Annotated in this window: 17 protein-coding genes, 1 tRNA gene and 1 other annotated feature; of the genes, 7 read left to right on the forward strand and 11 right to left on the reverse strand. The window is 46.6% G+C overall.

Annotation, left to right across the window (positions count from 1 at the left end; genetic code table 11):
* Window positions 1-2: 2 nt before the first annotated feature.
* Window positions 3-722 carry a cytochrome c biogenesis CcdA family protein gene (locus tag QBE54_RS07365; protein WP_369017550.1) on the reverse strand — a complete coding sequence of 240 codons (720 nt, stop codon included), beginning with the start codon at window positions 720-722 and terminating at the stop codon, window positions 3-5.
* Window positions 723-969: 247 nt separating this feature from the next.
* Here QBE54_RS07365 and QBE54_RS07370 point away from each other — a divergent pair, with 247 nt between their 5' ends.
* The 3 genes from QBE54_RS07370 to QBE54_RS07380 are packed head-to-tail and all read left to right on the forward strand — an operon-like array spanning window position 970 to window position 3,238.
* Window positions 970-2,268, forward strand: coding sequence for a phenylacetate--CoA ligase family protein (locus QBE54_RS07370; protein WP_369017551.1), 1,299 nt, complete (start codon window positions 970-972; stop codon window positions 2,266-2,268).
* Between the two features lie 17 nt (window positions 2,269-2,285).
* A complete protein-coding gene (locus tag QBE54_RS07375; RefSeq protein ID WP_369017552.1) occupies window positions 2,286-2,714 on the forward strand; it encodes an ACT domain-containing protein in 429 nt (142 codons plus the stop codon).
* Window positions 2,715-2,743: 29 nt separating this feature from the next.
* A complete protein-coding gene (locus QBE54_RS07380; RefSeq protein WP_369017553.1) occupies window positions 2,744-3,238 on the forward strand; it encodes a flavodoxin family protein in 495 nt (164 codons plus the stop codon).
* A gap of 64 nt (window positions 3,239-3,302) precedes the next feature.
* Here QBE54_RS07380 and pckA read toward each other — a convergent pair whose 3' ends face one another.
* A complete protein-coding gene (gene pckA, locus QBE54_RS07385; RefSeq protein ID WP_369017554.1) occupies window positions 3,303-4,853 on the reverse strand; it encodes a phosphoenolpyruvate carboxykinase (ATP) in 1,551 nt (516 codons plus the stop codon).
* 172 nt (window positions 4,854-5,025) lie between these two features.
* On the opposite strand from pckA, the gene QBE54_RS07390 reads away from it, so the two are divergent.
* The 3 genes from QBE54_RS07390 (at window position 5,026) to QBE54_RS07400 (ending at window position 7,966) form a co-directional block, all read left to right on the forward strand.
* The gene (locus QBE54_RS07390) at window positions 5,026-6,264 is read left to right on the forward strand and encodes a transposase family protein (protein ID WP_369017555.1); all 1,239 of its coding nucleotides are present in this window, start codon (window positions 5,026-5,028) and stop codon (window positions 6,262-6,264) included.
* A 155-nt stretch (window positions 6,265-6,419) separates the two neighbouring features.
* Window positions 6,420-6,496 (forward strand) — tRNA-Met (locus QBE54_RS07395).
* A gap of 177 nt (window positions 6,497-6,673) precedes the next feature.
* A complete protein-coding gene (locus tag QBE54_RS07400) occupies window positions 6,674-7,966 on the forward strand; it encodes an MASE3 domain-containing protein (protein ID WP_369017556.1) in 1,293 nt (430 codons plus the stop codon).
* Between the two features lie 9 nt (window positions 7,967-7,975).
* Here the strand turns inward: QBE54_RS07400 and QBE54_RS07405 are convergent, their stop codons facing one another.
* The 9 genes from QBE54_RS07405 to QBE54_RS07445 all read right to left on the reverse strand — a co-directional run bounded on the left by QBE54_RS07405 (window position 7,976) and on the right by QBE54_RS07445 (window position 15,725).
* A complete protein-coding gene (locus QBE54_RS07405) occupies window positions 7,976-9,211 on the reverse strand; it encodes an OFA family MFS transporter (protein WP_369017557.1) in 1,236 nt (411 codons plus the stop codon).
* A gap of 27 nt (window positions 9,212-9,238) precedes the next feature.
* On the reverse strand, window positions 9,239-10,501 hold the full coding sequence (tyrS, locus tag QBE54_RS07410) for a tyrosine--tRNA ligase (RefSeq protein ID WP_369017558.1): 1,263 nt from the start codon (window positions 10,499-10,501) through the stop codon (window positions 9,239-9,241).
* A 21-nt stretch (window positions 10,502-10,522) separates the two neighbouring features.
* Window positions 10,523-11,674, reverse strand: coding sequence for a lysophospholipid acyltransferase family protein (locus QBE54_RS07415; protein ID WP_369017559.1), 1,152 nt, complete (start codon window positions 11,672-11,674; stop codon window positions 10,523-10,525).
* Window positions 11,675-11,808: 134 nt separating this feature from the next.
* Window positions 11,809-12,261, reverse strand: coding sequence for a rhodanese-like domain-containing protein (locus tag QBE54_RS07420; RefSeq protein WP_369017560.1), 453 nt, complete (start codon window positions 12,259-12,261; stop codon window positions 11,809-11,811).
* Window positions 12,262-12,330: 69 nt separating this feature from the next.
* Window positions 12,331-12,999 (reverse strand): molybdopterin-dependent oxidoreductase, encoded by a 669-nt coding sequence (locus QBE54_RS07425; protein ID WP_369017561.1) that lies wholly within the window; start codon window positions 12,997-12,999, stop codon window positions 12,331-12,333.
* A gap of 102 nt (window positions 13,000-13,101) precedes the next feature.
* Window positions 13,102-13,341, reverse strand: coding sequence for a hypothetical protein (locus tag QBE54_RS07430; protein ID WP_369017562.1), 240 nt, complete (start codon window positions 13,339-13,341; stop codon window positions 13,102-13,104).
* 19 nt (window positions 13,342-13,360) lie between these two features.
* Window positions 13,361-14,083, reverse strand: coding sequence for a UPF0280 family protein (locus QBE54_RS07435; RefSeq protein ID WP_369017563.1), 723 nt, complete (start codon window positions 14,081-14,083; stop codon window positions 13,361-13,363).
* A 2-nt stretch (window positions 14,084-14,085) separates the two neighbouring features.
* Window positions 14,086-14,496: an NIL domain-containing protein gene (locus tag QBE54_RS07440; RefSeq protein WP_369017564.1), complete on the reverse strand. Its 411-nt coding sequence runs from the start codon at window positions 14,494-14,496 to the stop codon at window positions 14,086-14,088.
* A gap of 5 nt (window positions 14,497-14,501) precedes the next feature.
* Entirely contained in the window at window positions 14,502-15,725 is a 1,224-nt protein-coding gene (locus QBE54_RS07445; protein ID WP_369019416.1) for a homocysteine biosynthesis protein, read from the reverse strand.
* A gap of 57 nt (window positions 15,726-15,782) precedes the next feature.
* Window positions 15,783-16,000 (reverse strand) — a binding site (T-box leader).
* Between the two features lie 154 nt (window positions 16,001-16,154).
* Between QBE54_RS07445 and QBE54_RS07450 the strand changes: the two genes are divergently transcribed.
* Window positions 16,155-16,400: a hypothetical protein gene (locus QBE54_RS07450; RefSeq protein ID WP_369017565.1), complete on the forward strand. Its 246-nt coding sequence runs from the start codon at window positions 16,155-16,157 to the stop codon at window positions 16,398-16,400.

Genomic DNA, 16,400 nt, shown 5'->3' on the forward strand with positions numbered 1-16,400 from the left:
CCCTATTCAATCAAAAGATATTCAGGGCTCACCAGGTTGCCGATGCCCAGCCAGTATACCAGAAAATCAAGGCGATTCAACAACATCAAAACGCCCAGAAACAAAAGCAAACCACCGCTCACTATTTCTACCAATCTCCCTCTTTTCTGAAATCTCTTCAAAACCTGCATCACCTTGCCCCAACCCACACCGAGAAGAATAAAGGGTAGAGCAAGTCCCAGGGAGTAAAAAGCGAGCATCAGGCCTCCTTCCCAAATCTGTGCCCTTGCCGAAACATAGAGTAAAATAGCACCCAAAATGGGTCCCACGCAAGGAGTCCATCCCAGACCAAAAGAAATGCCCAGCACGAAACTGCGCAGTTGAGCCCAATCTGTCTTAAACTGAGCTCTTTTTTCAGCGTATAGAAGACGTATTTTCAAAACACCCAGAACCTGAAGGGCAAAAATGATGATGACCACGCCAGCAATCCGGTTGAACCAATCTTTATAAAGCAGAAAAACTCCTCCCAGAGCTGAAGCACCAATACCCATCAAAAAGAAAATCCCTGAAAACCCACTTACAAAGAGCAAGGTATGCCATAAAACCCTTTTACGCTCTTTCTCTATGGACTCAACCCCGCTCAAATAGCCGATGTAGGCGGGAGCAATTGCCAGAACACACGGTGAAAGAAAAGAAAGAACTCCGGCCACAAAGCTGATTACAACACTGAGTTCAAAGTCCAAATAAAGCACCTCCCTCTATTGCCAGCACTCTGACTTAACCAATTATAAATAACTAATCTGATACGTTTAGTATATCACCACTTCAAAAACCTTTACTGCAAGCACCGCTTAAAAAGCAACAACCTCGTTGTCTCCAAACTAATATCCTTTTTAAGAATATTTGTTTCTCGCTTAAAAGTTGTGCTATAAAAATAGCATGAACTAAAAATTTCCACTGCACAAACCATCTCAAAGGGGGGCAGTAAATTTGTACTGGGAAAAAGAAATTGAGACCATGCCACGCGAAGAACTCATGAAACTTCAAGAACAGCGACTCCAGAAAACGCTGGAACAGGCACAGAAAACAGCTTTCTACAAAGAGCTATTTCGTAAGAACCATCTGGACCCTCAAAAAATCAAAACCCTTGAAGACCTGCGCAACGTTCCACCAACCACTAAAGAGGATTTGCGCAATCACTTCCCTTACGGGTTTCTGGCTGTACCCCTTGAAGAAGTAGTGAGACTCCATTCCTCTTCAGGGACCACTGGTACCCCCACAGTTATCTATCACACTGCAGAAGACCTTGAGAAATGGACCAATCAGGTTGCCCGCTGTCTCTACATGGTGGGGGTGCGACGAGGGGACGTATTCCAGAACATGATGAGCTATGGCCTTTTCACCGGAGGCTTGGGCATGCACTACGGTGCAGAAAGAATAGGTGCCCTTACCATTCCCATCGGCCCTGGAAACAGCAAGCGTCAAATCTGGTTTATGCGCAATTTTAAAACCACGGTCATCCACATCATACCGAGTTATGCCTTGCTTCTCGCTAGTATTATCAAAAGCGAAGGCCTGGACCCCAAAGAAGACCTTTATCTCCACACGCTTTTGATTGGTGCTGAGCCCCACAGCGAAGAAACTCGCCGCCGCATTGAGGAAAGTTTTGGCGCCAAAGCCTACAACTCTTACGGACTTTCTGAAATGAACGGCCCGGGGGTGGCTTTTGAATGCGTCTATCAGGAAGGGATGCACCTCTGGGAAGATTATTATTACCTGGAAGTCGTGAACCCTGAAACGCTTGAGCCCTGCTCACCCGGTGAAGTAGGTGAAATACTCCTCACCACTCTGAACCGCGACGCAACACCCATCATACGCTACCGTACCCGTGACCTTGCCTATTACTATGAAGAACCCTGTCCCTGTGGAAGAACTCACCGCAGAATCTCCCGCATCAGGGGAAGAAGCGACGACATGTTCATTTTCAGAGGCGTGAACATTTTCCCCATTCAGATAGAAAAAGTGCTTATGAACATACCCGAGGTGGCTTCCAACTACCGGATAATTCTGGATCGAGAAGATTTTAAAGATACCATGAAGGTGGAAGTAGAAATAAAACCAGAGTTTTTCTTTGGAGATTTGCTCAAACTGGAAAGGCTCCGGGAAAGGATTAAGGCAGAATTGCGATCCGAAATCCTGGTCACTCCTGAAGTGGTCCTGGTAGAACCCGGAAGTCTTCCTGTCAGTGAAGGCAAAGCAGTGCGAGTCATTGACCAGCGCAAAATGTGAGAAAGGAGTGCAAAATCATGGCACACCAGATTTCGGTCTTTGCCGAGAACAAACCGGGCAGAATTGAAAAAATAACTGGCCTTCTGGCCCAGGCCGGCATAAACATCAGAGCCATCACCATCTCAAGTGCCAACGGCTTTGGAGTCATCAAAGTGCTTACCGACCAGCCCCAAAAAGCCTATGCAGTGCTGCGCGAAAACAATCTGCCAGCCTACTTACAGGAAGTAATAGCTGTGGTTATGGAAGACCAGCCGGGAGGGCTGCACCGCATCGCCAAAGCACTCACAGAAAATCAGATTAACATAGAAGATGCGTACGGCTTTGTCATTGAAAGTGGCAAAAAAGCGGTACTGGTACTCCAGGTAGAAAGTCAACCCCGTGCTCAGAGCATTCTGGAACGGCAAGGGTTTACACTTCTGAGTGACGAAGAGCTTTACAGGTTATAAAACAGAAAAACTCGAAAGGAGGGGCTCAAATGGCGAAACTGGTCATTTTTTATTCTCGCTCGGGAAGAACTAAAGCCCTGGCCTCAGGCATTGCCCAGGAAATGGGAGCAAAGACGGAGGAAATCAGGGTTAAGAAAGTCAAAAATCGTTTGCCAGGTGCTATGGCAATGACTGGAGCTGCTAAAAAAGGGAAGTTGCCTCCGGTGTATCACGAAAGCATCGCCATCGAGCAGTTTTCTGAAATTTTCATAGGTGGCCCAGTGTGGGGCGGAAGCGCTGCGCCACCAGTTTTAAGCTTTATTCAAGATAAAGACTGGAAAGGGAAGAAAGTATATACTTTTGTTACCTGTGCCCTTTTCGGGGGTAAAAATGCTCTGCGGCAGATGAAGAAAGCCCTGGAAGAAAGAGGCGCCAGCGTTTTGGATGAAAAAGACTTTCGAAGCCTCTTTAAGAGCAAAGAACACCTGAAATCCGAAGGAATACAGTGGGCCAAGGAATTATCCCGAAAAGTCAACAATCATTAATTAGCCATTCATCGTATACTGCCTGCTCCAAGAAGAGAAAGCAGGCAGTATACGATGTTTTCAGCTACTCAAGGGAAAGCTTGTATTTTTGCATTACCGCTTCAAAACGGCCCTGCAGCTCTCGGGCTCGCTGGTCATAGAGTCCAGGGTCTTTCCAGGTTTTCCGGGGCACAAAAATTTCTGCGGGCAAATCTCCCACCTTTTTGGGTACCAGAAATTTGAACACCGGGTCCTGATAAAATTCCTCGTCTTCAATACTCCCATCAATTGCTGCCCTCACGATAGCTCTGGTATAATCGATGTCGATACGGTGCCCCACCCCATAAGGACCACCAGTCCACCCCGTGTTCACCAAATACACTCGGGTTTTATATTTTTCAATCTTCTCTCCAAGCATTTTCCCATACACAACCGGGCTTCGTGGCATAAAAGGTGCTCCAAAACAGGACGAAAAAGTAGCTTCCGGTTCCACAATACCCCTTTCTGTTCCAGCCAGTTTGCTGGTATAGCCCAGGATAAAGTGGTAAATTGCTTCTTCTTTACTGAGTTTGGCAACCGGCGGCATGACCCCGAAAGCATCGGCAGTAAGAAAAATAACCACTCTGGGATGTCCGGCTATCCCCGGTATCAAGGCATTAGGTATAAGCTCTATGGGATAGCTCACCCTGGTATTTTCGGTGTATCGGGAATCAGAAAAATCGGGCTGGCGAGTTTCCTCATCCAGAACCACGTTCTCCATGATGGCACCGTAGCGTATGGCCTGATAAATCTGAGGCTCTTTCTCCTTGGAAAGGTTGATACACTTTGCATAGCATCCGCCTTCAAAGTTAAAAACACCCTTGTCCGACCAGCCGTGTTCGTCGTCCCCAATCAGCTTTCTTTGGATATCAGCGGAAAGCGAAGTTTTGCCAGTACCAGAGAGACCGAAAAACACTGCTACATCATCCTCATCACCCACGTTAGCCGAACAATGCATGGGCAAAACTCCCTTTTCAGGAAGCAGGAAATTCATCACCGTGAAAATGGCTTTCTTGATTTCCCCACAGTAGGAAGTACCACCAATAATAACCATACCTTCAGTAAAGTTAATGATTACAAAGGCTTCAGAGCGGACACCGTCCAGATCAGGAACAGCATGGAAGTTGGGAGCACAGATTACTGTGAACTGAGGGACAAAGCAAGCCAATTCTTCCTGAGTTGCTTCAAGAAACATGTTCTGAACAAACACATTCTGATAGGCAAATTCATTGATGAAACGAACCGCCATTCGATAATCCGGGTCTGTGCCTACAAACCCGTCGTATACGTAAAGATCCCTTCCCTGCAAATAACTCAGCAATTTCTCCTTAAGTTTTTGATAGGTGTCTGGTTCAATGGGGACGTTAACTGAACCCCAGTCTATTTCTCTCTCCGTCCTCTGGTCACAAACGATGAAACGATCTTTGGGAGAACGACCAGTGTATTTGCCCGTCCAAACAGCAAAGGCTCCAGTCGAAGACAGCACTCCTTCCCTCCGAGAAAGGGCATGCTCAAAAAGTATAGGAATAGAAAGATTATAGTAAACATTGCGGGGATTCACTATGCCAGCTTTTTCCAGAGGATAGAATAACCCCATACCTTGACCTCCTTTAGGGGATTTTGGAAATTGTATCACAAAGCCTGCGCAAGTCAAGGCTTCGAGTTGAATCATCTAAAATCTTGATGAACTCCTATCGTTGCCTCAACTAAAAATCTTGATATAAACCATTCTACCTCCAGGTGATTTTTTTAAAACAGGAGGTAACGAAATGGAGCTCACCATGAATACCAGAAGGGAAATCATTAAGAAAATGGCACCCGAGTATCAAAAAGCCACTAAGAAAGAAAAAAGAAAGATCTTGGATGAACTCGTCCATCTCACTGGATACACCCGGACGTATGCCTCCTGGCTCCTTTCTCATCATGGACGGAAAGTCTATCTCACCGGACGAAATGGCAAAAAGTATCGAGTCATTGGATCCATCACCAAGGTAAAAAGGAACCGAAAAAAGATCTATGATGAGGAAGTCCTTTCTTCTTTAAAAAAGATCTGGCTCATCTTTGATTGCCCCTGTGGGAAAAGACTCGCTCCCTCACTTCCTTGGATGATCAAAAAACTGGAAAAGCATGAGGAACTGGTTCTTTCCCAAGAGGTCAAAGCCAAACTTCTTTCTGTTTCTCCAGCGACCGTCGATCGGCTTCTCCAAAAGGAAAAACGAAAGCTCACCTTCACCTTTCGGTCCTACACCAAGCCCGGAACGCTTCTCAAACACCAGATTCCAGTTCGAACTTTTGCTGATTGGGATGAGAAAAGACCGGGATTCTGTGAAATGGATCTGGTTGCCCACGATGGCGGAAACCCCAGTGGGGATTTCTGCCAAACTCTTGATGTGACCGATGTCTTGACCGGCTGGACCGAAACTCAAGCGGTCAAAAACAAAGCTCAGAAATGGGTCTTTGAAGCCTTAGAACAGATCCGAGCAAGGCTTCCCTTTCCTCTTTTAGGAATCGATTCCGACAATGGAGGAGAATTCATCAATAACCAACTCATTCGGTACTGTCAAAAAGAACAGATCACCTTCACCCGGTCTCGACCTTCCAAAAAGAATGATAACTGTTATGTCGAACAAAAGAACTGGACCATGGTGAGAAAAACGGTTGGCTATCTTCGCTATGAGACCAAAGACGAACTCCTCCTTCTCAACCAACTCTATTCCCTTCTTCGTCTCTATACTAACTTCTTCCAACCGGTTACCAAACTGGTTTTCAAAGAGCGAGTGAATAGTAAAGTCAAAAAACACTATGATGAAGCCAAAACCCCACTGATGCGAGTTCTTGACGCCTCATCGATTGATGACTCCATCAAGCAATCCTTAAAAGACCAATATGAAGAACTCAATCCAGCCGAACTCAAACGACAGATCGTCAAAATCCAGAACCAATGGATCGAGATGGTTACCTTGAAAAATGATTCCATTCCTCACCCTAAGGAGGTGAATTTGGTATAGAATTTTAAATGAGGCAACGAATCCATTTCATCAAGATTTTTAGGTGAGGCATCACTGGCTTGACCAACTACAGGGGTAGAAGATAAAACCGATAACCCTTGACAAATATTGCCTTTTGCATAAAATAAGGTATGGTCTGAAAATAATGAAAGCGACGCGGGGTGGAGCAGTCAGGAAGCTCGTCGGGCTCATAACCCGGAGGTCGTCGGTTCGAATCCGACCCCCGCTACCAGATTATTAAAAGGGTGTGTTCAGCACACCCTTTTTCTTTTGGCGAGGCTTATGCCCCCTTTTGTGCCCCCAAAGCCCCAGAAAAACCTGCTCAAGGAAAAAGCTCCACATTTTTGAAAATTGAGGAAAAAGTAAAGATGTGCTACCATGAGATAGCTCTTACTCAAGAGGGGCAGGCGTGAATCAGGATAACAACCAGAAATCCAAATATTTCAGCTTCGTCTTTTGGGGAACAACTTTTCCTGCTCTTTTTCTTCTGGCACGAAGGAATTATCTCTTCTTCCATACTATCATAGAATTCTTCGCTATTTTCACCGGCTTTTCAATTACACTTATTTCACTTGCCACCCGCAATTTCATCCAAAACAGGATATTTTTGAAATTCGGCATCCTCTACTTTTTTGTGACCATCATTGACTTCCTCCACACCCTCGCTTACAAAGGTATGGGGGTGTTTCCTGGCTGGACAGCCAACCATCCAACCCAGTTCTGGATTGCCGGAAGATTGCTGGAAACCACTGGATTTTTTCTCATCATTTTCTTCGCTCACCTGAAAGAAAAAACACTCTCTATACTGCTTGGATTACTATGCACCCTCTTCATTGCTTTTGTCTGGTTCGGCACGTTCCCAAATTGCTTCATCGAAGGGCACGGTCTTACCATTTTTAAAATAGCCATGGAGTACGCAATGGTGGCTATACTATTTATCGTTCTGCTTAAAATCCTGAAAGGGCGAGAGCAATCACTTTCAACCCTCAGGAACTCCTTGGTGCTGGCCGTCATTTTCACCATGCTTGGCGAGCTTTCCTTTACGTTGTACAGCGATGTATACGGCTTTTTCAATTTCCTTGGACACTTGTTTCGATTTTTATCCTACCTGGTTATCTTAAGAGGTGTTATTATCAACTCACTGAATAATCCTGTTCAAACGCTGATGATTGAACTTGACAGAGAAAGAGAAAAACTTAAACAGATAGCTCATTACGATAGCCTTACTGGTCTTTACAGCAGAAATTTCTTCAACGAGCTGATTCAAAAACAGGCCGCCATCGCTCTGCGGAAAAAGGTTCCTATTTCCTTCATCATGGTTGATGTAAACCGCTTCAAAAAAATAAACGATACCTGCGGACATCTGGTCGGGGACCAGGTACTCAAACTGGTCGGAAACTGCATTGCCCAATCAATCCGCGAGTCTGACATAGCTGCACGCTATGGGGGAGACGAGTTCATTGTGATACTCTACGGCACAGGCGAGGAGCAGGCAAAAGAAGTGGCCACAAGAATCAGGGAAAAAGTAAAAACTTCCGGTAAAACCGAACAAAAATGCGATGCGGATGTGGACATTAGCTTCGGCGTAGCTCAGCTTGAGCCGGGCGAAAGCTACCTCCAAGCCATTCATAGAGCAGACGAAAGGATGTACCTCATGAAAAACTCCAAGAAAAACACCAGCCCACCTTCAATCTTTCAGTAAATTTCTTAATCAGTACAACCGGTAGGCTCTCTTTACCAAAAAGCTCAACCCTGCCCCCAGAAGGGCCATCAAGCCGCTAAACACAAAGGCGGGGGTAAAGCTCCCGGTAAGGTCAAACATCCAGGAGCCAATACCAGAAACCAGAGCTGCCACACCAAAAGCTGTGAATACCAGCCCATAATTCGCTCCCAGATGCTTAATTCCAAAACAAAGAGCCACCAGAGCGGGAAAGAGAGCCAGGTTTACTGCGTATCCAAAGCCCACCATAGCTGAAGCTACATAAAGCCTGACCTGGCTCAACACCAGCTCTCCAAAAAGCACCAGAGTGAGACCCTGCAGCACATAGGCACCAATCATGGTGAAAAGAATGCCAAAGCGGTCTCCCAGATAACCCGCCAGTGGGCGACCCAACCCGTTAACTCCCGCAAATACTGAAATGGCCAGGGAAGCAAAAAGGGGATTGAGCCCCAGAACCTCCTGTCCATAAGAAGAAATCAAACTCAGCGACACAAAACCGCCAGTACTCACCAAAAAGAAAATGAACCACAATTCCCAGAAAAGCCTTTTCCCCACAACCTGGGAGGGAGCAAGTTCAGCACGAACTTCCACCGTCTTGCACTGCCCACTTTGCAAGCACTGCTCGTAAAAAGACCAGTTTTGAGGAGGATTTTTTAAAAGTCGGGAAGCCAGAAGAGAGATCCCAGAAGTCAATATTCCAATTATCAAAAAAGTGCTCTCTATTCCGTAAGCTGGGATCAAAAAGCGAGCCTTAAGCGGAGCAAAAAAGATAGCAGCCAGACCAAAACCCATCACCGCAAGGGACACCGCCAGGCCGGGCTTGTCTGGAAACCACTTCCTGGCAACCGGGGCTACGCAGCTATAGGTCAACGCACAGGCTAAACCTCCCAGGAAACCATAAGATAGAACCAGCCACCAGGGGTTGGGGAAACGGTCCACCAAACCCGATAAAATGTATGCAATCAAAAAAAGAATAGCACCCACCGGCGCGACTTTGCTGGGACCTTTCTTATCCTGCCAGTGACCCGCAGGAACCATAAAGAAAGCAAAAACCAGCATAAAAAACGTGAAAGGAAGGGTAGCGCCGTATCTTGACCAGCCAAAGCGTTCCATCATGGGAACCACAAATACTCCCCAGGCATAGGCCACGCCACCCATCAAAGAAAGAAGAAAACCACCCAAAAGGACCTTCCACCTTCCTCGCAAAGCACGGTCCTCACTACCCATGAATGCACTCCACCCCCACCAAAACTACTAAGATAACCACTTGACTAAGTAATAATTTTTCTTGCCTCTTCTAATCACCAGGTATTTCCCACCTAAACAGTCCTGGCGCCTAAAGGTCCTGTCAATTTCCTGCACTTTAACCCCGTTGACCTGAATAGCTCCATTTTTAAGATGCTCCCTGGCTTCCCTTTTAGAAGAAGCAGCACCACAAAAAACCAGTAAATCCACAATGTTAATTTCTTCCTGTCCTGCAATCTCATAGGAAGGAACGTCCCGAAATGCCTCCTCGAGTTCCAGAGGAGTCAGTTCTTGAAGCTGACCATAGAAAAGTGCCCGGGATATCTTTTCTGCTCGCTCCAGGGCGTCTTTTCCGTGCACCAGCGCAGTCATTTCTCCTGCAAGTACCCGTTGGGCTTCCCGGCGTTCAGGGTTTCTCTTCACTTCCTTCTCAAGCTCCAAAATCTCCTCTTGAGATAAGAAGGTGAAATACTTGAGATAGGTAACCACATCCCGGTCGTCAACGTTAAGCCAAAACTGATAAAATTGATAGGGTGTGGTACGTTCCGGATCCAGCCAGACTGCGCCCTGCTCGGTTTTGCCGAATTTCGTTCCATCAGAACGGGTTACCAGTGGAAAAGTTAAACCATAAACTTTTTTACCCAGTACTTTCTGAATCAGGTCCATGCCTGCTGTTATGTTACCCCACTGGTCACTACCACCAGCTTGAAGTTCACAGTTGTAACGCTTCGCAAGCTGCAAAAAATCATAGGCTTGAAGCAGCATATAACAGAATTCGGTAAAAGATATGCCCGATTCCAACCTGGATTTTACAGATTCCTTAGAAAGCATATAACCCAGCGAAAAGTGCTTACCTATGTCTCGCAAAAAGGGTATCATTTTCAGCTCTCCAAGCCACTCAAAATTATTGGCAATCCGAGCAGGATTAGAGGCGACTTCAAAGTCCAGAAACCGTTCCAGCTGGGAACGTATTCTCTGAGACCAGGCTTCAACCACCTCCTGAGGGTTTAGTGCTCGCTCTGTGGTTTTCCCGCTGGGGTCACCGATCAGACCGGTACCTCCACCTACCAGAGCTATGGGAATATGCCCTGCCAGCTGGAAACGACGCAATCCCAGAACAGGCAAAAGATGTCCCACGTGCAAGCTGTCGGCAGTGGGGTCAAAACCCACATACAGTACAATCCTGCCTCTGGACAGCCGTTCCCTCAAACCCTCAAGGTCGGTAACCTGATAGATGAGTCCTCTGAATTCAAGGTCTGCGATAAGATCCACTTTCCTTAAACCTCCTACAGGTCAAATCGTTACCGTTTTTTTATCAATCTCTCTATTTTCAAAGGGAAAAGTTGCTCTTTTCGACTCCTTGAGCATCGAATAGAGCAAAAAGGAAGAATACCTGGTATGCACCCGAACCAACCAGTTCAAGCATAAAAACTCAAAAATATCCTTGAGAAAAAGATTTTCAGCCCTGATGGCTAAAAGCGGAAAATGAAAGTTTCCTATCATTAGCCCTTCGTGATTCAATCTGAGCATTCCTCTTTTTAGGGATTTCAAGCGGCCGCTTAAGCGGTCTCTGATAGATACCAAAACCCCGGCAATTTCTAAGCCCCGTTCCTGAGCAAAGCAGGATAGCCACTTTTTCTGAGCTTCCATAAAATCGACCAGTGGAATCCCTTCCACCAAACCATACTGGTCCAGAATCCACTGTGCTCTACAGTGGCGGCATCCAAACGCATCTCCCAGAGCCTCTACAGAGCGGAATGTACCACACGCAGGACAGAACCATATTACCCTCTCAATTCCCTTGGACTTATGGTCGCCGCGATACTCGAACCCCTGCTTAAGTTGCCAGTCCCATTCAGAATGAAAAAGAGCTTGTTCACCGGGAAAATTTTTATAAACGTTAATCTCCACTTCCACTGGTCCTTTTCTGCGAGCCTCTGCCCACACCGGTTGGGCAAGCCACGCCCCCTTAATCTTTACCACCACCACTGGAATACCCAGCGTGTTAACCAGCTTTGAGGTACCAGGCATTACCCCCTCAAAGTTCCCTGACCAGGTTATTGAACCTTCGGGGAAAATACCCACTATCCCACCCTTTTCCACCACTTTAAAGATTTGTTTTACCGCACGGGGGTCTGGATAGTTTTTCTGCTTAGGTATAGCACCAACCATCCTTATTAACACACCCAGGGTGGGATGGTGAAAAATCAAGCGGTTGGCCACCCAGTGAATGGGGTAAGGAGAAAAAACACTGATTATAAAAGGATCCAGAGCGCTCAAGTGATTGGCAAGCAACACAAAGGGTGGCTTTGGGAAATCACCAAGCAAAGCGCACCTGGTATATCTTTGGGAGAGATAGGCCGCAAAAAGCGGTTTCCCCAGGCGCCAGAGCGGCGCAACATTTGAAACCGTACCAGTAGCAACCGAGTGATGTTCTTTTAACATGGAAAAATTTTAACATGAAGAATTAAAATCCCCAACACTTCGGAGAAAAACCAGCGTACCTTCTCCTAAAAAGAAAAGCCTCTCCCTTACGGGAGAGGCTTTTCTTAAAAAGCAACTACATTCAAAATCCAAAGTTATTTCTCAAGAGGTGAGCCTGTTTTTACCCAACCAGGGACGCCACCTTCAACTATCCAGGCCTCATAACCCAGCATCTGAAGAACAGAAACCGCAAATGCTGAATTGGTATCCAGCGAACATACCACCGCAACAGTCTTGTCCTTGGGGATTTGGTTTAGATTATCGATCAGGGTCGGAAGCGGCACATTCACTGAACCAGGAATATGGCCGTTTTTGTACATGAAATCAGGACGCACATCCAGGATGAACAGAGAATCTCCCTTTTCTTCAATTAGAGCTTTGAGCTCTGCTACAGAAATAAGCCAGAGCTTGTTCTGAGGCACCGATTTCAGAAAGGAATCTGCAGCCTGAGTTATCTCTTGCGCACCCTGAGCCAGACCCGAAAACACAAAAAGTAGCATCAAAGAAACTGCCAGCACTACACCCGAAAAATTTGTTTTGCGGAACATAATGTCCGCCTCCTTTTTCTTTGAAAAACTTTAAAACAAATGTTTTAAAGTTTTATTCCCGTCTCTTGATTATTGCTCAAACATGGGCCTATTCAAATCACCAGAGTTGCTGTAGCCTTTACTCTCCCAGTAACCTCGATAATTGGCATTATCCGAAAGCTCAATCCGTTCCAACCAGCGAATCCACTTGTAGCCCCATTTGCTCTCTGCCACCAGCTGGAAAGGAAAACCCTGAGCAGGAGGAAGGGTTATTCCGTTAATTTTATCAGCTATGATGATATCTCGCTCCAGAATGTAGTCGAGTGGAAGAGAGGTGGTATACCCATCCACAGCATAAAAAATAACCGTGTTCGCTTCCGGCAAAACCCCTACCTTCTCAAAAAGAGCGGAAAGAGGGATGCCTTCCCAAAGAGCCTTAACCTGCCACCCTTCAACACAGAACAGAGTCACCAGTTTCTTTTTTCGAGGAAAAGAGCGAAGCTCCTCGAGAGAAAAGCTCAACGGTTTTGCAACCAGGCCATCTACAACCAGGCGATAGGTTGCAGGGTCGACCTTCTGAACTCCTCGAATTGAGTTCTCACGAAAGTCGGAAACAGAACCCAGCTTTTCTCCCTGATACTCACGAATTTCCACCTCGTCAGTGGATAAGTTTTGTTCACCGAAACCAGCAACCACGAATACCAGCACAAAAAACAAAGATAGCGCCAAAACCGTGAATGCCCGGCTTAATTTCTGCATCAAAATCACTCCTTTCCAAAGAGGAACAGTAAAACAAGTGTTTTAATCTAAAACCCGGTGAGGGAACAGTTATTCCGCAAGTTGCAGGAAGCTGGGAAAAGCTTAAAGCATAACTTCTTCAAAAGCGACCTTCAGGCTTTCATCAATGTAGCGATAAAAATCGGGGATATCCTCTTGAGACAATCCATACCACCGAAAGTGAGTTCGCCAGGTGAGTTCAAAATATTTCTTCCCGCAATGGTGATGAAAAAGAGCAGGCTTAAATCGAGCTACCAAAGCTCGTTCACGGAAAGCCTTTCCTTCAATCGGCTTTCCACAAAAAGCACAGATTTTTTCCTCCATCTTTCAACCTCGCAAAAAATCACAGAGCAACCAGTTCTATTTTACCCCTTACCCCCATAATCTCTCCAAAGGCCACAAACACTCCCTGAACACCGTAAGCATTCTCGCTAATTCGCAAAACCTTCTCTACATCCTCTTTAGCTTTTACCAGATTGGCCAGGCTAGTTGCCCAGGCATCGGCAAGTGCCGCAGAGTCGCTGATTACCACCACAGCATCAGCCTTACCAAGGCTCAAGGAAGGACCCACTTTGCCTGAAGAGGTCGCCACTCCCCATCTGCCGGGTGGAAGCTTGATTCCCAGTTTAAAGCTGAAGGGTGAATCCTCTCCAGCATAGATTGCCACTACTCTCGAACAAGAAGAAACAATAAGCAAATCCCCACCATTTTCCACTATAAATTCCTTAACCTCTTCCTTAACGCCCTCGAAAACCCGCTCATTAATGGCTCCGGCCACTGCAGCCATGGGGCCTACCTGGGCTTTTTCGGAAGCCCAGGCCATGAGCCGGCAAATGGGAGGAGCAAATGCAGGCACCCGAAGCGGTTCCAGAGAATTCAGAAATTCAGGGTGGTAGCGCAAATAGGCTTTCAGGTTCCTGCGCTCCCGCTCCAGGAGCTCTCTAACCTTTTCCTGTACATCGACATTCGCCATGACAAAAAGATCGCTCTCTTCTATTTTCACCTCAAAAGAGACCAGTTCGGGTACCTGCATCAGTTGGCGATACCATCTTTTCACATACTCCACGTTCAGATCAAAGCCTCCATAGCAAAGGTAGGACAGGCCATAATGCACATTTCACAGGCAATGCATCTGGTACCGTCGAAACGCACCTCAAACGAGGGCTTCTCTATAAACAGTGCTGAAGTGGGGCAAACACCCACACAGGCTCCACAGTTGATACAGCGTTCATCGTTTTTGCGAATATCCTGGCTGAGTGATTCAATCAGTACTCCCTGCTCACGCAGGTACTGCAAGCCTTTTTCCTGATTTGCACCTTCACCAATGATTTCCATAACCATAATCCCTTCACGATGCGGTGAAATAGAAGCCCTGAGAATGTTGAAAGCCAGTCCAAAACGCAATGCCAAATCACAAACTATGGGTCTATCCGCAACCTGGGCCGGAAAATGCAGAACTATTTTTCGAGAAACGGTCATGGTGCTCACCCCTTAAGATTCCCCGCGTAATTTTCAACCGGACGTTCTTTAAGGTTTTTAAAGCGCACTCCAGATTCCACTCCGGGAAGATTGACTACCGGACGGGTCAATTCAAAGTTGCCTTCTTGAATCCAGCGCTTGAGAGTCTGGGCAATTTCCCTGGCTCGCTGATAACTGGAGAGCGGAAAAGTGGGAATTTCTTTACCCTTGATTACTATTTTACCACTGCGTAGCTGAGCATAGCTGACATACCCGAGAACCTCGCCTGTTCCTTCCGGGTACGCAGAGCTGTAGTCAACCACCGGAGCCAAGATTTCTTCGTCACTTACCGAGCAGTAATAAAGGGTTTCTTCATCAAGAATGGGAATGGGAACTCCAACTCCCACTGCAAGGGAACAGCCATAACCCCTGACGCTCACCCCCCAGAGCCACTGTGCACTCATCCCTTTCAGGTCGCCAATCAGGGCTAGTGTCCCAGCACCACCTTTAGGAACACCTCTTTCGTTGCGTTCCACCGAAGGGTTATGCTGAGTGCCCTGCCAGGCCACATAACCAACTCCTCCCCCCAAAAAGATCCTGGTTCCTACCCCAATGACCCGATAAAAGGGGTCATTCAAAAGAGGGCTTAACTGGCCTGCCGAAGAATAACCGGCATTCCCAAGACGAGGTAAAAGGATACCCATGTAGGTATAAATAGTCTTATCGGAGAGGTTCACTGCCACATTGTAATTCTGGTATGCATTGCGAGGGTTGAAAAGATAAGCTTCATTCAGGTCCTTAAGGTTAATCCAGGTAACCAGCTTTTTGCGTGGATAACAGTCCGTACCATAGGCATAGGCTTCAAGCAGAACGTCTTTTCCGGCAACCAGGTCCTGAATGACATGCCCCCCACCATAGCGAAACTCGCCAGGGTGTACTTTGTTAAGGGGGTCATCCTTGGCAGGCTGGGTCGCTCCAATGTACATATCGACAGCAGCCAGACCGCAGTAGGCCATTACTCCATTCAGATAAGCTTCAGAAATCTTCATCCGGGGTTTGGTATGGCCAATATTCAAAAAAGCGCCTGAAGAACACATGATGCCAAAAGTGCCCGTGGTTACCACGTCAACCTGACGGGCTACCTCTTTCAGGCCTTTCTCTTTCACCATCTCAATTACTTCTTCAGCAGTGACCACTACTGCTTTACCTTCGCGGATTTTCTGGTTGATTTCCTCATAACTCCGCAACACTTCTTTCACCATCCATCACCTCCATTATTCGCGTATTCTAAAACAAAAAACCCTCGCCCAAGGGGCGAGGGTTTCCCGCGGTACCACCCTTGTGACCAGCGAGTAAAAGCTCACCGGCCACTCTTCACCTTTAACGGAGCTCACCGTTTGTGGCTACTTACTTTCACCACAACCTCTCCAGGGCCATTTCGCCAGGCTTTGGAAACCGGGCTCCCACCTTACCCCGGCTCTCTCTGTTCCTCCCCCTGACTACTAATCCCTTTCTTCGATTTAGCCTTTTATTCACTTTGTGCTGAGAATTATAGTGAGCTAAGAGTGACTTGTCAATAGGTTTCTCTACTTTTTCTATAAAAAAACTAATATTTTTAAACCCGAACACTTTTAAGTACACTATCTGAGTAAAAAACATTCCAAAAAGAGGTGGTAAGGATGTACCGACTCTTGATACTCAAAATTGCGGCCCGCTCCCAGCAGGCTCCCCAGGTTCAGGAAATTCTCACCCAGTTCGGGTGCAACATAAAAACCCGTCTGGGGCTTCACGAAGCCTCTCCTGAATACTGTGCCGAAGACGGCCTGGTGATACTGGAGCTCACCGGAAAACAGGAAGAAATTGAGCAGCTTAAAGAGCGCTTACAAAAATTAGAAGGAGTTACTGCTCGCTACCTTGAAATATAA

The sequence above is a fragment of the Thermatribacter velox genome, assembly GCF_038396615.1.
GTDB lineage: Bacteria > Atribacterota > Atribacteria > Atribacterales > Thermatribacteraceae > Thermatribacter > Thermatribacter velox.

What these genes read in the sequence shown, in the direction of transcription:
- QBE54_RS07430 (WP_369017562.1), bottom strand. Translation starts at nt 13,341, where the DNA reads ATGGAGGAAAAAATCTGTGCTTTTTGTGGAAAGCCGATTGAAGGAAAG.
- QBE54_RS07450 (WP_369017565.1), top strand. Translation starts at nt 16,155, where the DNA reads ATGTACCGACTCTTGATACTCAAAATTGCGGCCCGCTCCCAGCAGGCT.
- QBE54_RS07415 (WP_369017559.1), bottom strand. Translation starts at nt 11,674, where the DNA reads ATGTTAAAAGAACATCACTCGGTTGCTACTGGTACGGTTTCAAATGTT.
- QBE54_RS07425 (WP_369017561.1), bottom strand. Translation starts at nt 12,999, where the DNA reads ATGCAGAAATTAAGCCGGGCATTCACGGTTTTGGCGCTATCTTTGTTT.
- QBE54_RS07375 (WP_369017552.1), top strand. Translation starts at nt 2,286, where the DNA reads ATGGCACACCAGATTTCGGTCTTTGCCGAGAACAAACCGGGCAGAATT.
- QBE54_RS07380 (WP_369017553.1), top strand. Translation starts at nt 2,744, where the DNA reads ATGGCGAAACTGGTCATTTTTTATTCTCGCTCGGGAAGAACTAAAGCC.
- QBE54_RS07405 (WP_369017557.1), bottom strand. Translation starts at nt 9,211, where the DNA reads ATGGGTAGTGAGGACCGTGCTTTGCGAGGAAGGTGGAAGGTCCTTTTG.
- QBE54_RS07440 (WP_369017564.1), bottom strand. Translation starts at nt 14,496, where the DNA reads ATGACCGTTTCTCGAAAAATAGTTCTGCATTTTCCGGCCCAGGTTGCG.
- QBE54_RS07390 (WP_369017555.1), top strand. Translation starts at nt 5,026, where the DNA reads ATGGAGCTCACCATGAATACCAGAAGGGAAATCATTAAGAAAATGGCA.
- QBE54_RS07420 (WP_369017560.1), bottom strand. Translation starts at nt 12,261, where the DNA reads ATGTTCCGCAAAACAAATTTTTCGGGTGTAGTGCTGGCAGTTTCTTTG.
- pckA (WP_369017554.1), bottom strand. Translation starts at nt 4,853, where the DNA reads ATGGGGTTATTCTATCCTCTGGAAAAAGCTGGCATAGTGAATCCCCGC.